The following is a 13,483-nucleotide window of genomic DNA, read 5'->3' as shown; positions in this document are numbered from 1 at the left end:
CGGGCCGGTCAGCCGGGGAGCCGCACCGGCATCAGCAGGTAGACGTAGTCGGTCTGCGCGGCGGGGAAGGGCCCGGTCGCAGCGACACTTCCATCATCTTCGCTTGCCGGGCGCAACACCGCAGGACGGCTCGGTGTCGTGAAACCGAACGTCACACGCTCGGAATGCAGCGAACCCAGGCCGTCGGTCAGGTAGGTGGGGTTGAACGCGATGGTGAGCGGATCGCCGGCGAACTCCACCGGTAGATCCTCCTCGGCACGCCCGACGTCGTCGGCACCCGCAGACAGCCGCAGCGCGTCCTCGGTGAACTCCATCCGCACCTGCGCGCCCCGGTCGGCCACGAGTGCCACACGCTTGATCGCCTCGGTGAGCTCCGCGACGCCGATGGTGGCGACCGCGGTGTGCTCGGTGGGCAGCAACTGGCGGAACTTCGGGAACTCGGCGTCCAACAGCCGGGTGGTGCTGCGTTTGCCGTTGCTGCGGATACCGAGCAGACCCTCCTTGCCCACCGCGGCGCCTGCCCCCAGCGCGAGATGCACGTCACCACCGTCGGTGCCCGTCTTCGCCGCCTCGGCCAGGGTCTTGGCCGGGACCAGCACCGCCGCCTCGATACCGGCGCTGGTGGTCGACCACGTCAGCTCGCGCACCGCGAGGCGGAACCTGTCGGTCGCCGCCAAAACGACCTTCTCCCCGGCGATTTCGACGCGGATGCCGGTCAGCATCGGCAGGGTGTCGTCGCGGCCCGCGGCAACGGCCACCTGGCCGATCGCCTCCGAGAACAACTCCGCGGAGACGACGCCGGTCTCATCCGGCAGCGTGGGCAACGTCGGGTAGTCCTCCACTGCCATCGTCGGCAGCGAGAACCGGGCGCTACCGCACGTCAAGGACACGCGAGTGCCCTCCACGCTGACGTCGACCGGCTTGGCCGGCAGCGCTCGGGTGATGTCGGACAGCAACCGCCCGGACACCAAAACACTGCCGGGGGAGGCGATCTCGGCGGGTACCTGCACCTCGGCGGACACCTCGTAGTCGAATCCCGAGATCGTCAGACCGTCGTCGGATCCGGTGAGCAACACGCCGGCCAGCACCGGAACCGTCGGCCGGCTGGGCAGGTTACGCGCCACCCAGGCCACGGCATCGGCGAAGTCCTCGCGGACCAACCGGAACTTCAGATCGGTGACACCAACCGTTGTCGTCGCCACGTCCATAGGGTCCCTTCGATCACTACCACAACAAGCATTTAGCAGCGGCTTCCCGGTGTCTCACCACGCGTCTGACCCGATGCGTCCCGACGACCGTAACGGCTGTCGATGAATCACCGTAGAGCTTTCCGTCAGAACTTGAAAGCTAATCGATACCGGTGACATCGGCGCTCGGGAACGGCGTGCGTCGCGAGGGGGTGGGTGCTTCCCCAGGCCCCTTCTTCGAAGAACATTCTTCGGAGATTTACAAGCAACAGTATTAGGGCCTGTGCAGGCTGGGGATGAACGGGGGTTGATGCAGTTGACCGCCGCGCACGGGTGTGGGTGAGTTGTGGATGACCGAGTGCCGGGGTGGGGGAGGCTGGGGACGGGCGGCCGGTTGTGCAGGAAAACCTCAGTCATTCTGCCGTTGATCTCAGGTTCTGCACATCACTGTGCACAAGCCGGCGGTGTGACGAATGGTGCAGTCGAGGCAGAAGATTTTTCGGAAATTTTTTGGCAGCCGACCGTTGGCGGACCCGGTCGGGCGCCGCGGCGGCGGAAAGAGGAATGACGAATCAGCGCTTGGCGCGCTGGCGGATCCGGGTGGTGAGTTCCTTGACGTGATCGAAGACCTCGCGACGTTCGGCCATTTCGCCGCGGATCTTCTTCTCCGCGTACATGACCGTCGTGTGGTCCCGGCCGAACGCCTGACCGATCTTGGGCAGCGACAGGTCGGTCAGCTCACGGCACAGGTACATCGCGATCTGTCGCGACTGCGCGAGCGCGCGGGTCTTACCCGGCCCGCGGAGTTCCTCGACACTGGTCTCGAAGTACTCGGCGGTGGCGGCCATGATCGCCGCCGTGCTGATCTGCATCGTGCTGGCGTCGGAGATGAGATCGCGCAGCACGATCTCGGCCAGGGATTTGTCGATGGACGTCTTGTTCAGCGAGGCGAACGCCGTCACCCGGATCAGTGCGCCTTCGAGTTCGCGGATGTTGCGCTCGATGCTGCTGGCGATGAGCTCGAGCACATCGTCGGGCACGTCGAGCCGGTCCATTTGCGCCTTCTTGCGCAGGATCGCGATCCGGGTCTCGAGCTCGGGCGGCTGTACGTCGGTGATCAGCCCCCACTCGAAGCGGGTGCGCAGCCGGTCTTCGAGGGTGGCCAGCTGTTTGGGCGGCCGGTCCGAGGAGATGACGATCTGCTTGTTGGCGTTGTGCAGGGTGTTGAAGGTGTGGAAGAACTCCTCCTGGATGCCTTCCTTGCCCTCGATGAACTGGATGTCGTCGACCAGCAGCACGTCGATGTCGCGGTAGCTGCGCTTGAAGGACGCCTTACGGTCGTCGCGCAGCGAGTTGATGAAGTCGTTGGTGAATTCCTCGGTCGAGACGTACTTGACTCGCATCCCGGGAAACAACCGTTGTGCGTAGTTGCCTGCCGCGTGCAAGAGGTGGGTTTTACCGAGCCCGGACTCGCCCCAGATGAACAGCGGGTTGTACGCCCGGGCCGGCGCCTCAGCAATCGCGAGCGTCGCGGCGTGAGCGAACCGGTTCGACGCTCCGATGACAAACGTGTCGAAGGTGTAGCGCCGGTTGAGGTTGACCGCGGTGGCGTCGTCGGTGAGCGTGTTGGGCGGCCGGTTGGAGAAGTAGGTGGGCCAACTCTCCTCGGCGCTGGCGCGGGCTTCGAGGTCCTCGTCGACCTCGTCGGCGTCGGCCGGGGTGGCCACGGCGGACAGACCGTTGAGAGCGTCGTCGGTGTCGTCGGTCCCGGGGTCGGCGATACGCACACCTAGTTCGACGCGCTGGCCGAGCTGACGGCTCAACGCCGAGATGATCGGTTCGCGTAGGTGGCGTTCGATCTCGTTCTGTACGAACGGCGAGGGAACCGACAGGAGAGCAAACCCTTCGGTGATGACAAGGGGTTTGACCAGCTTCAACCAGGCTCTTTGCTGGGGAGTGAGGGTTGGCAGGTGGCTGCCGCCATTAAGAGCTCCGCCGGGTTCGGGGCCGCGGTTGAGTTCGGCCACGACCGTGTTCCAAACGGCCACGAACGGTGGGTCGGGGTCAGCTGTCAATGACGAGTACCCCCTCGAGGCCAATCCAGGGACGACCAATGGGACGAAGACGATCTGTCCACAAAGTTATCCACAGGTTGTGGAAATGGGACAGCCGTCGTCGTTCTGTTGTCTACCGGCGGGGAGGCCGCGGGCCGAAGCGCGTCACAGGTTCGATGTTCTGTGGGCTCACGACACGTCGGGCATCCTCGCTTCGTTGTCCGTCGCCGTTTCGTTATCGAATCGGCATTGGCAGAAGCTAACAGTTTTCCGAGCGGGTGCCAACCGTTCTGCAACATTCTGCGGGGGCAGATTTTTGCTCCTCCGGAGTCCGTGACGGGTGATGCGATTGTTACGGTTTGCGCAGTCGCCTGAGCAGGTTTGACCCAGCGAAATCTCGTCAGTACCCTCGAACAGTCGCCCGCAAGAGGCGATACGGCTGCGACCCGGAACCGTCCGGAGACCGCGCCGGCTAGCAAGCGAGACGGACGAGCTTACCAACGGCGACCGTGTCCCACCGATCTGCGTGTTGATCGGTTCGGGCTGCGGGTGCCAAACGCAGAGGAGAGACAGCCGTGGCCAAGGGCAAGCGGACCTTCCAGCCGAACAACCGGCGCCGCGCGCGCGTGCACGGGTTCCGGCTGCGCATGCGGACCCGGGCCGGCCGGGCGATCGTGTCCAACCGCCGCGGCAAGGGCCGTCGCAAGCTGACTGCGTGATTCGAGGCGGGGTCTGGCGCGGTGCTTCCGGTGCGGTACCGGATGACGCGGTCGACTGAGTTCGGGGCCACGGTCAGTAAAGGGGTGCGGGCGGTGCAGCCCGACCTCGTCGTGCACGCATCGCGTGCGACTACGTTCGACGGGCCACGGATCGGTCTGGTGGTGTCGAAATCGGTGGGCAGCGCGGTGCAACGGCACCGCGTGGCCCGGCGGCTGCGTCATGTGGCGCTCACGGTGATCGACGAATTGGACCCGGCGGACCGCGTGGTGATCCGTGCCTTGCCGAGTAGCCGGCACGCGATCTCCGCGCGACTGGAACAGGAACTGCGCACCGCGCTGCGTCGGACGCGCCCGAAGAGTGAGGCGGGCCGGTGAGACGGCCGGGTGCGATCGCGGTCCGCGGTGTCGTCTATCTGATCCAGCTGTACCGGCACACCGTCTCGCCACTGCGGTTGCCGACGTGCCGGTTCACCCCGACGTGCAGTCAGTACGCCGTCGACGCGCTGAGCGAGTACGGGCTGGTGCGCGGTGGGTGGCTGGCGGTCATCCGGCTGCTGAAATGTGGACCATGGCATAAGGGAGGATGGGACCCGATACCGGAGCGCCCCGGCGACGCGCACGAATCATGCGCCCGCGCAGGCGAAGCCGACCGGGCCCCGGCCGACGTGATCGGGGATGACCCGGCACTGCGATCAGGAAGCGAGACGCGTGTTTAACTGGTTCAGCCTCGACATCATCTATTACCCGGTGTCGGCGATCATGTGGGTCTGGTACAAGCTGTTCGGCTTCCTGCTGGGTCCGGACAACTTCTTCGCCTGGGCGCTGTCGGTGATGTTCCTCGTCTTCACCCTGCGCGCGCTGCTCTACAAGCCGTTCGTCCGGCAGATCCGCACGACGCGTCAGATGCAGGAGTTGCAGCCGCAGATCAAGGCGCTGCAGAAGAAGTACGGCAAGGACCGCCAGCGGATGGCGCTGGAGATGCAGAAGCTGCAGCGCGAGCACGGCTTCAACCCGATCCTCGGATGCCTGCCGATGCTGGCGCAGATCCCGGTCTTCCTGGGGCTGTACCACGTGCTGATGTCGTTCAACCGGACCCAGACCGGTATCGGCCGGCTCGGGTTGTCGGTGGAGGAGAACCGTTCGCTGGGCAACTACATCTTCAGCGCGACCGACGTCGGACACTTCCTCGATGCCAACCTGTTCGGTGCGCCGCTGGGCGCGACGATGATCCAGCAGCACGGCCTGGAGGCGTTCACGGAGTTCAACCGCGCCGCGGTGATCGCGGTGGGCGTGCCGTTCATGATCCTCGCGGGCATTGCGACGTACTTCAACAGCCGAGCGTCGGTGGCGCGGCAGAGTCCCGAGGCCGCCGCCAATCCGCAGACCGCGATGATGAACAAGCTGGCGCTGTACGTCTTCCCGCTCGGCGTCGTGGTCGGCGGGCCGTTCCTGCCGCTGGCCGTGATCATGTACTGGTTGGCGAACAACATCTGGACCTTCGGTCAGCAGCACTACGTGTTCGGCAAGATCGAGAAGGAAGAAGAGGCGAAGAAGCTCGCCGCTCAGGAGCGACAGGCGAAGAACGCCCCGGCGCCCGGCGCCAAGCCCAAGCGCGACCGCAAGTCCACCCCGGCGTCTCCGGACATCACCGACAGCGCGGGCACCGAGAGCACCGACGGCGACACCGGCGACAGTGCGGTTGAGGAGAAACCGGCGAGCGCTCGGCCCGGCAAGACGACGACGGGTGCGAACAACCGCACCCCGCGCCCCGGAGCCAATCCCCGGCCGGGCGCGCGCCCGAAGAAACGCAAACGCTGACCCGCAAGGGTGGATCACGTGGATGAGAGAGGCAGTCATGACTGACGCTGATACCGCAGAGCGCGGTGAGGAGCAGGGGACCGCGACGGTCGTCGAGGACGACCTGGAGGAGCGGTTGGTCGCGGAGGGCGAGATCGCGGGCGACTATCTGGAGGAGCTGTTGGACCTCCTCGACTTCGACGGCGACATCGACCTCGACGTCGAGGGCGACCGCGCGGTCGTCAGCATCGACGGCGGCGGCGACCTGAACAAGTTGGTCGGGCGCAAGGGCGAGGTGCTCGACGCGTTGCAGGAACTGACGCGGCTCGCGGTGCATCAGAAGACGGGCGAGCGCAGCCGGCTGATGCTGGACATCGCGCGGTGGCGCCGCCGGCGGCGCGACGAGTTGGCCGCGCTGGGCGACAAGGTCGCGCACCGGGTGCTGGAGACCGGGGAGCGCGAAGAGCTCGCGCCCATGACGCCGTTCGAGCGCAAGATCGTGCACGACGCGGTGGCGGCTGTCGACGGTGTGCACAGCGAGAGCGAGGGTGTGGAACCTGCGCGCCGCGTCGTCGTGCTGGCCGACTGAACTGAGTTACATCGGTGTAGTTCGTCTGGCCGGCGTCCGTCCGGCATGAGTTCCCGGAGGATGTTTCACGTGAAACACAGCGAGGCGCCGGCGACGCCCAAGGCGGCCGGCGCCTTGTTCGGTTCTCATCTGGAGCACGCGGAGCGGTATGCGTCGATCCTGGCCGGCGCCGGGGTGGAGCGCGGCTTGATCGGTCCGCGCGAGGTCGATCGCCTCTGGGACCGCCACGTACTCAACAGCGCCGCCGTCGGCGAACTGATGCCGCGGGCGGCCCGGGTCGCCGACATCGGTAGTGGGGCGGGACTCCCCGGGATACCGTTGGCGATGGTTCGGCCCGACCTGAAGGTGACGTTGATCGAGCCTCTTCTGCGCCGCAGCGACTTTCTCCATGAGGTGGTCGACGAGCTCGGCCTGGAGGTGGCGGTGGTCCGCGGACGAGCCGAGGAGCCGGCGGTGAGAGAACAGGTGGGGGAGATGGACGCGGTCGTTTCCAGGGCGGTGGCCTCCCTGGACAAGCTGACGCGATGGAGCATGCCGTTGTTGCGTGCCGATGGCCTCATGTTCGCCATGAAGGGCGAGCGAGCCGAGGAAGAGATCCGTGACCACCGGCGTGTGATGACGTCGCTCGGGGCGGCCGATGTAAGGGTGATGAGGTGTGGCGCGGACTACTTGGATCCTCCCGCGACCGTGGTCGTGGCACGACGGCAGAGGCCGGTCGCGCACCGTTCGACGGGCAGGAGAAGAGGATGAGCGCGGCCCCCGGTGGGACGCCTGAGCCGGTGGCCGGTGCGGCCGGCTCCGACGTTTCACGTGAAACATGGACCGAAACGCCCGCGCCGGACCGCGGATGGACCGAGGCAGTCGGCCTCGACACCCCGATCGGCGCGGAGGCCGAACGCGCCGTCCGGTTGCTGCACGCCGCGGCCAAGGGCACGCTTCCGCGGCCGGAGCGGCAACGCGTCTTCACGATCGCGAACCAGAAGGGCGGCGTCGGCAAGACGACCACCGCGGTCAACGTCGCGGCCGCCCTCGCACTGCAGGGACTACAGACTCTTGTCATCGATCTGGATCCGCAGGGCAACGCGAGCACCGCGCTGGGCGTCGAACACCGTCCCGGTACCCCGTCCTCCTATGAGGTGCTGATCGGCGAGATCTCGCTGCGGGACGCGCTGCAGCGCAGCCCGCACAGTGAGCGCCTCTACTGCGTGCCCGCCACCATCGACCTTGCCGGCGCTGAGATCGAGTTGGTCAGCATGGTGGCGCGCGAGGGCCGGCTGCGCTCCGCGCTGGCGAGCCTGCAGGACTACAACTTCGACTACGTCTTCATCGACTGCCCGCCGTCACTGGGCCTGCTGACCATCAACGCGTTCGTCGCGGCACCCGAGGTGCTGATCCCGATCCAGTGCGAGTACTACGCGCTGGAGGGGGTGGGCCAGCTGATGCGCACCATCGAGATGGTCAAGGCTCATCTCAACCCGGCGCTCGACGTGTCGACCGTGATCCTCACGATGTACGACGGTCGGACCAAGCTGGCCGACCAGGTCGCCTCAGATGTCCGAGGCCACTTCGGGGACAAGGTGCTCCGCACCGTCATCCCGCGCAGCGTCAAGGTGTCCGAGGCACCCGGCTACGGGATGACGATCCTGGACTACGACCCCGGCTCTCGCGGGGCGATGAGCTATCTCGATGCCAGCCGCGAGATTGCGGAGCGGCGATGAGAGCTTGCGCGAAGAACCCCAGACCGCGCCAGAACGCCGAATAGTGGTTGCTCGAACAGGAGACCGGACATGACCCAACCCGCACGCAAGCGCAGTGGCCTCGGCCGGGGGCTCGCCTCGCTGATCCCCACCGGACCCGCGGATGGCGACCAGTCCTCGATCGGTCCCCGTCTGGGCGACGCGGCCGCCGACGTCGTCATCGGCGGACCGACCGACGCCTCCGCCGTCGGGGCGGTCTATCGGGAGATCGACCCGTCGTCCATCGAGCCCAATCCGCGTCAGCCGCGGCAGGTCTTTGACGAGGAGGCGCTCGCCGAACTCGTGCACTCCATCCGCGAGTTCGGCCTCATGCAGCCGATCGTGGTCCGCGCGCTGACGGATGCTCAGCCGGGTGCCCCGCGCTATCAACTCGTCATGGGGGAGCGGCGTTGGCGCGCCGCCCAGGAGGCCGGCCTCGCCACCATTCCGGCGATCGTCCGGGAGACCGGCGACGACAACATGCTCCGCGACGCCCTCCTCGAGAACATCCACCGCGTCCAGCTGAACCCCTTGGAAGAGGCGGCCGCGTACCAGCAGCTGCTCGACGAATTCGGCGTCACCCACGACGAACTGGCGGCCCGCATCGGCCGCTCGCGCCCGTTGATCTCGAACATGATCCGGCTGCTGCGCCTGCCCATCGCGGTGCAGCGCCGCGTCGCTGCCGGCGTGCTCTCGGCCGGGCACGCCCGCGCCCTGTTGTCGCTCGAGGGAACCCCAGAGCAGCAGGAGGAACTCGCCGCCCGGATCGTGGCCGAGGGGCTGTCCGTGCGGGCCACCGAGGAAGCCGTGACGCTGGCGAACCACGCGGGCCCGGTGACCCCCGCGGCCCCGAAGCGCAAGCCGATCAGCATGCCGGGCCTGCAGGACGTTGCTGAGCGACTCTCGACGGCGTTCGACACCCGCGTCACCGTGAGCCTCGGCAAACGCAAAGGCAAGATCGTGGTGGAGTTCGGGTCGGTCGACGACCTTCAGCGCATTGTCGACTTGATGAGCGCCGCCGAGCGCTGACCGGCGACACACGGGAATTACGTCACTGTGACACCTGACCGGGCCCGGCGCGCATGCAGAAGGAATCCCGCTGTGTGGCAACATGTTTCGCACCTCGCTCGGAGGACCGTCGCGCCGGACGGGGAAACGGGGCCGCCGACGCCGCGGCCTTCTATCCTGGAGGGGCAACCGCGCGTTTCCGAATCGCGCAGGACCCGGGGAGTCTAGTGACGGCACGTATCACGCCCCTGCGGCTCGAAGCCTTCGAGCAGCTGCCCAAGCACGCCCGCCGGTGCGTGTACTGGGAGGTCGATCCGCTCACCTTGGCCGCCGACGACCAGCTGTCCGACCCCGAGTTCGAGAAGGAAGCATGGCTGTCGATGGTCATGCTCGAGTGGGGGTCGTGCGGTCAGATCGCGGTGCAGTGCCCCGCGGGCGCCGGGGACGAGCCCGCGGAGCTCACCGGTGACGAAGCCTGCCTGGGATACGCGTTCTACGCGCCGCCGGGAGCGGTGCCCCGGGCGCAGCGTTTTCCGACCGGCCCGGTCAGTGCCGACGCCGTGCTACTCACGTCGCTGGGGGTGGAGTCCGGTGCGGATGCCGAGGGGATACCGCGCAGCCTGATCGCCGCTGTGGTCGGCGACCTGGTCCGGCGTGGCGCCCGCGCGCTGGAGGCGTTCGGCCACACCGCGGAGGTCAGCGAGTTGCACGCACCGGCGGTGATGACGCCCGCGCTGCGGCCCGTCGTCGAGGTGCTGGGGGACTGCTCGGTCGAGCAGTGCGTGCTCGACGTCGATCTGCTGCGCGATGCCGGGTTCGTCGTGGTGGCACAGCACCGCTACTTCCCCCGGCTGCGGCTCGAGCTCGAGCAGGGACTGGGCTGGAAGGCCGACGTGGAAGCGGCGCTCGAGCGACTGCTGGAGGCCGCGCAGCTCCAGCAGCCGGTGGGAGCAGGCGCGAGCCCGGTATCGGTGATTAAGAGGGACTGACCCGGCCGGCCTGTTCGACCGACAGCTCGTGCGCCAGCAGCTCGGCAAACGTGAAAGTCCCTGTGGGACGGTCGTTCTTGCCGAGCAGATAGAGCCGTTTCACCGCGGCCAGGATGCCTTCGGCGACCGAGTCGCGGGTCTGGGTGGACACCAGCATGCCGCGGTCGCGCGGATTGGTGATGTAGCCGACGTCGACCTGCACGGTCGGCATCCGCGTCAGGCGCAGCAGATCCCAGGTTCGCCCATGGGTGCGGCAGTCGCGTAAGCCGGTGCGCGCCACTACTTCTCGCTGGATGAAGTCGGCGAGGTTGCGCCCGATCGTGGATACCGAGCCGTGCGAGTTGCCGAAGTGAAACGATGCGACGCCGTTGGCGGCCGGGCTGGGCTGGGTGGCGCACCGCAGGCTGATCATCAGGTCGGCGCCGACGGAGTTGGCGGTCGCGGCGCGTTCGGCATCCGACGGTGCCCGGTTCGCCGGGCGCGACAGGAACGTCTCCATGCCGATCGCGGTCATCCGGCCCTCGAGCCGACTCGCCAAGTCCCACAGGATGTCCGACTCGCTGATCGGGCCGCCGACACCCTGCATGATCAGCCCGTGGTCGTCGCCCCCGCGGCCCGGGTCGATGATGATGCGCTTGCCGGACAGCCGGGGGCCCGAGGTGCGCACCAGTTCCTCTTCCCGGATCGCATGGGGCGAGCCACCGGTCACGCGTGAGCCCAAGAAGTACAAGGAGCGCAATGTCTCTGGGCCACAGATCCCGTCGGGGTACAGGCCGTACTCGCGCTGGTAGGACATCAGGGCGTTGTGCGTCGTCAGACCGAAGTGTCCGTCGACGAGGCCGGTGTAGAAACCGAGATCCTGAAGTCGCGCTTGCAGAGTGGCCACGTCGTCGCCGAACATCGGTGCGCCGAACTGGTGACTCAGCGTGCGGGCACCCAGGCGGTACGACGCCTCCTTCAGGGCACGGTAGGTCGCCTCGCCGACGATTCCGTCGACCAGCAATCCGCGGTGCTGCTGGAAAGCGCGTACCGCGTGGTCGAGTTCGTTGTCGAACACGTCCACGGCGACGTGCTTGCCGGTGGTGATCTCCTCGTCCGGGTTGTCGAGCATCCCCAACGCGGCCAGCGCAGCCCGGATCTCGGTGACCGCACCCCCGCGGTCACCGCGACGCAGACTGGACATATGCGGCCTTTCGGTCACGGTTTGTCAGCTGCGCGGTGGCGCTGACGATATTGACAGGCTGGCACGATTGTCGCAGACACGCCGCCCATTCAAGAAAACCCCAGGCCGGTGTCCGGCCGCCGAATCGGGGCGGCTGCACCCCGCCTAGACCACGTCGCTGAGCTCGCGCAGCAGCGCGGCCTTGCCTTTTGCGCCCACGATGCGCTTCACCGGCGCGCCGTCCTTGAACACGATGAGGGTGGGGATCGAGACGACCTGGAAGTCGCGCGCCGTGGCCGGGTTGGCGTCGACGTCGAGTTTGGCGACGGTCAACTGGCCGGCCTTCTCGGCGGCGATCTCCTCGAGCACCGGAGCGATCATCTTGCACGGACCGCACCACGTCGCCCAGAAGTCGACCAGTACCGGTGTGCTGCTGGACAGCACGTCGTCGGAGAACGAGTCGTCGGTCACGGCGACCGTAGAGGTGCCAGAGGTGCCGGTGGCGTCGGCCATGGTGATGCTCCTATCAGACGGGGGCGGTGATCTCTTCATCGCTTGGGCCGACACCGGTTTCGGCAAGCCAGCGCTCGGCGTCGATGGACGCCGAACAGCCGGTGCCCGCCGCGGTGATGGCCTGGCGGTAGGTGCGGTCGACGAGATCGCCTGCGGCGAAGACGCCTTCGATCGATGTGCTGGTGGTGCCGGACCGCACCTGGACGTAGCCGTCGGAGTCGAGGTCGAGCTGGCCGCGCACCAGGTCGGAGCGCGGGTCGTGCCCGACGGCGACGAAGACACCGGTGACGGCCATCTTCGATTCCTCACCGGTGAGCTTGTTGCGCAACCGAACTCCGCTCACCTTGGGGCTGCCCTCGATCTCGAGAACCTCGGTGTTGAGCAGGAAGGTGATCTTCTCGTTGGCCCGCGCGCGCTCCAGCATGATCCGCGACGCGCGGAATTCCTCGCGACGGTGCACCAGCGTGACGCTGCGGGCGAAGCGGGTGAGGAACGTGGCTTCCTCCATGGCCGAGTCGCCGCCGCCGACCACGATGATGTCCTCGTCGCGGAAGAAGAAACCGTCACAGGTGGCGCAGGTGCTCACGCCCATCCCGAGCAGGGCATCCTCGCCGGGCACGCCGAGGTGGCGGGCGGCGGCGCCCATCGCCAGGATGACGGCGCGGGCCCGATGAGTCTCGCCGCCGACGGTTACGGTCTTGACCGGGCCGTCGAGCGAGACCGCGTCGACGTCTTCCATCCGCAGGTCCGCGCCGAAGCGCAGCGCCTGCTCGCGCATCTCGTCCATGAGTTCCGGGCCGGTGATGCCGTTGCGGAAACCGGGGAAGTTCTCCACTTCCGTGGTGGTCATCAGCGCACCGCCGAACTGGGTGCCCTCGAAGACCAGCGGCGACAGCTGCGCCCGGGCGGCGTAGATGGCGGCGGTGTACCCAGCGGGGCCGGATCCGATGATGATCAGGTCATGAACCGGTGAGGTGGTGGTCATGAGCGCCTTTCTGCCGATTGCTCTCGGCACGGATACAAACACCAGCGTAAGCCCCGGTGTTCCCGGGGAAGCTGCCCGTCAGACTACGGTCGCCTGACCACGGTGTCGGCCGTTAGCCCGCTGTGTGCCGCGTTGCAGTGCGGCTCAACCAGCAGCACGGCGAGGATCTCGGGCGACCTTCCTGGCAATACCAGCACCACGCGGTCGCCGGCCAGCCACCGCGCACCGAGCACCGGCGTGCCCGGGGGATAGCCCAGCCCCTGGAGGCAGGAGGCGCGCCGCTGGGTGTCCGACAACGGGCCGTACTCGGGCTGCGCGGTGAGCAGGGCGAGGATGTCCGGTTCGGCCAGCGGGAACGCCGCAGCGGGCCGGGTCACCGTGATCTTCTCGGCCGTGGGACCCGCGGGGAACCGGGACGACGACTCCTGGAGGAGCACCGATGCGGCGACGATCACCCCGACCACCACCGCGAGCAGGCCGACGAGGAGCCCGATCAGATGTGCGCGGCGCATGCGGGGACGCGGGATGCCATGGGCCGGTGCGGTCCGCAGCGCGGCGCCGATCCGCGCCGTCACCTCGGCGGGCACGTCGGGTGCCGACGCCGCGTCGCGACCGAGGTACGCCAACTCACGGCGGACCCGCTCGATCGCCGGATCCGCGCCGCCGTCGGTGCCGTCGTCGGTGCCGGGGTCCATCGTCAGCCAGTTTCCACCACGAAGCCTTGGACGGCCGCCAAGCCGGCAC

The 13,483-nt window shown here is 67.6% G+C and carries 15 protein-coding genes; 9 read left to right on the top strand and 6 right to left on the bottom strand.

What is annotated here, in order from left to right; translation table 11 throughout:
• Positions 1–8 precede the first annotated feature (8 nt).
• Together dnaN and dnaA are read right to left on the bottom strand one after the other, a co-directional pair.
• Entirely contained in the window at positions 9–1,208 is a 1,200-nt protein-coding gene (gene dnaN / locus ABGB19_RS15860) for a DNA polymerase III subunit beta (RefSeq protein ID WP_347686921.1), read from the bottom strand.
• 551 nt (positions 1,209–1,759) lie between these two features.
• Positions 1,760–3,262 carry a chromosomal replication initiator protein DnaA gene (gene dnaA / locus ABGB19_RS15855; RefSeq protein ID WP_347686920.1) on the bottom strand — a complete coding sequence of 501 codons (1,503 nt, stop codon included), beginning with the start codon at positions 3,260–3,262 and terminating at the stop codon, positions 1,760–1,762.
• Between the two features lie 554 nt (positions 3,263–3,816).
• Here dnaA and rpmH point away from each other — a divergent pair.
• The 9 genes from rpmH to ABGB19_RS15810 all read left to right on the top strand — a co-directional run bounded on the left by rpmH (position 3,817) and on the right by ABGB19_RS15810 (position 10,079).
• Positions 3,817–3,960, top strand: coding sequence for a 50S ribosomal protein L34 (gene rpmH / locus ABGB19_RS15850; RefSeq protein ID WP_015310228.1), 144 nt, complete (start codon positions 3,817–3,819; stop codon positions 3,958–3,960).
• Between the two features lie 21 nt (positions 3,961–3,981).
• Complete coding sequence (gene rnpA / locus ABGB19_RS15845; protein ID WP_347686919.1) at positions 3,982–4,335, top strand: ribonuclease P protein component; 354 nt, start codon at positions 3,982–3,984, stop codon at positions 4,333–4,335.
• A complete protein-coding gene (yidD, locus tag ABGB19_RS15840; RefSeq protein WP_347686918.1) occupies positions 4,332–4,676 on the top strand; it encodes a membrane protein insertion efficiency factor YidD in 345 nt (114 codons plus the stop codon). The genes rnpA and yidD overlap by 4 nt, the downstream gene beginning before the upstream one ends.
• A 43-nt stretch (positions 4,677–4,719) precedes the next feature.
• Entirely contained in the window at positions 4,720–5,778 is a 1,059-nt protein-coding gene (yidC, locus tag ABGB19_RS15835) for a membrane protein insertase YidC (protein WP_347687212.1), read from the top strand.
• A gap of 37 nt (positions 5,779–5,815) precedes the next feature.
• Positions 5,816–6,346, top strand: a complete 531-nt coding sequence (locus ABGB19_RS15830) for a R3H domain-containing nucleic acid-binding protein (protein ID WP_347686917.1) — start codon at positions 5,816–5,818, stop codon at positions 6,344–6,346.
• 60 nt (positions 6,347–6,406) lie between these two features.
• Positions 6,407–7,096 carry a 16S rRNA (guanine(527)-N(7))-methyltransferase RsmG gene (gene rsmG / locus ABGB19_RS15825; RefSeq protein ID WP_347686916.1) on the top strand — a complete coding sequence of 230 codons (690 nt, stop codon included), beginning with the start codon at positions 6,407–6,409 and terminating at the stop codon, positions 7,094–7,096.
• Positions 7,093–8,064, top strand: a complete 972-nt coding sequence (locus ABGB19_RS15820; RefSeq protein WP_347686915.1) for a ParA family protein — start codon at positions 7,093–7,095, stop codon at positions 8,062–8,064. The genes rsmG and ABGB19_RS15820 overlap by 4 nt, the downstream gene beginning before the upstream one ends.
• Before the next feature lie 69 nt (positions 8,065–8,133).
• Complete coding sequence (locus ABGB19_RS15815; protein WP_347686914.1) at positions 8,134–9,111, top strand: ParB/RepB/Spo0J family partition protein; 978 nt, start codon at positions 8,134–8,136, stop codon at positions 9,109–9,111.
• 206 nt (positions 9,112–9,317) lie between these two features.
• Positions 9,318–10,079 (top strand): acetyltransferase, encoded by a 762-nt coding sequence (locus tag ABGB19_RS15810; protein WP_347686913.1) that lies wholly within the window; start codon positions 9,318–9,320, stop codon positions 10,077–10,079.
• Here the strand turns inward: ABGB19_RS15810 and ABGB19_RS15805 are convergent.
• The 4 genes from ABGB19_RS15805 to ABGB19_RS15790 form a co-directional block, all read right to left on the bottom strand.
• On the bottom strand, positions 10,066–11,262 hold the full coding sequence (locus tag ABGB19_RS15805; protein ID WP_347686912.1) for an N-acetylmuramoyl-L-alanine amidase: 1,197 nt from the start codon (positions 11,260–11,262) through the stop codon (positions 10,066–10,068). The two genes, ABGB19_RS15810 and ABGB19_RS15805, sit on opposite strands and share 14 nt — an antisense overlap.
• Before the next feature lie 144 nt (positions 11,263–11,406).
• Entirely contained in the window at positions 11,407–11,754 is a 348-nt protein-coding gene (gene trxA, locus ABGB19_RS15800; RefSeq protein ID WP_347686911.1) for a thioredoxin, read from the bottom strand.
• A gap of 13 nt (positions 11,755–11,767) precedes the next feature.
• Entirely contained in the window at positions 11,768–12,739 is a 972-nt protein-coding gene (trxB, locus tag ABGB19_RS15795; RefSeq protein WP_347686910.1) for a thioredoxin-disulfide reductase, read from the bottom strand.
• 83 nt (positions 12,740–12,822) lie between these two features.
• A complete protein-coding gene (locus ABGB19_RS15790) occupies positions 12,823–13,434 on the bottom strand; it encodes a hypothetical protein (RefSeq protein WP_347686909.1) in 612 nt (203 codons plus the stop codon).
• Positions 13,435–13,483 lie beyond the last annotated feature (49 nt).

This window comes from Mycobacterium sp. B14F4 (assembly GCF_039871645.1).
Lineage (GTDB): Bacteria > Actinomycetota > Actinomycetes > Mycobacteriales > Mycobacteriaceae > Mycobacterium.
The sequence above is the reverse complement of the archived record's forward strand: the minus strand, read 5'-3'. Positions and strand labels throughout refer to the sequence as shown.

Excerpts from the sequence above, each read along its gene's own strand:
- ABGB19_RS15790 (WP_347686909.1), bottom strand. The coding sequence starts at position 13,434 with ATGGACCCCGGCACCGACGACGGCACCGACGGCGGCGCGGATCCGGCG.
- ABGB19_RS15830 (WP_347686917.1), top strand. The coding sequence starts at position 5,816 with ATGACTGACGCTGATACCGCAGAGCGCGGTGAGGAGCAGGGGACCGCG.
- ABGB19_RS15820 (WP_347686915.1), top strand. The coding sequence starts at position 7,093 with ATGAGCGCGGCCCCCGGTGGGACGCCTGAGCCGGTGGCCGGTGCGGCC.
- dnaN (WP_347686921.1), bottom strand. The coding sequence starts at position 1,208 with ATGGACGTGGCGACGACAACGGTTGGTGTCACCGATCTGAAGTTCCGG.
- trxA (WP_347686911.1), bottom strand. The coding sequence starts at position 11,754 with ATGGCCGACGCCACCGGCACCTCTGGCACCTCTACGGTCGCCGTGACC.
- trxB (WP_347686910.1), bottom strand. The coding sequence starts at position 12,739 with ATGACCACCACCTCACCGGTTCATGACCTGATCATCATCGGATCCGGC.
- ABGB19_RS15815 (WP_347686914.1), top strand. The coding sequence starts at position 8,134 with ATGACCCAACCCGCACGCAAGCGCAGTGGCCTCGGCCGGGGGCTCGCC.
- ABGB19_RS15805 (WP_347686912.1), bottom strand. The coding sequence starts at position 11,262 with ATGTCCAGTCTGCGTCGCGGTGACCGCGGGGGTGCGGTCACCGAGATC.
- yidC (WP_347687212.1), top strand. The coding sequence starts at position 4,720 with ATGTGGGTCTGGTACAAGCTGTTCGGCTTCCTGCTGGGTCCGGACAAC.
- rsmG (WP_347686916.1), top strand. The coding sequence starts at position 6,407 with ATGTTTCACGTGAAACACAGCGAGGCGCCGGCGACGCCCAAGGCGGCC.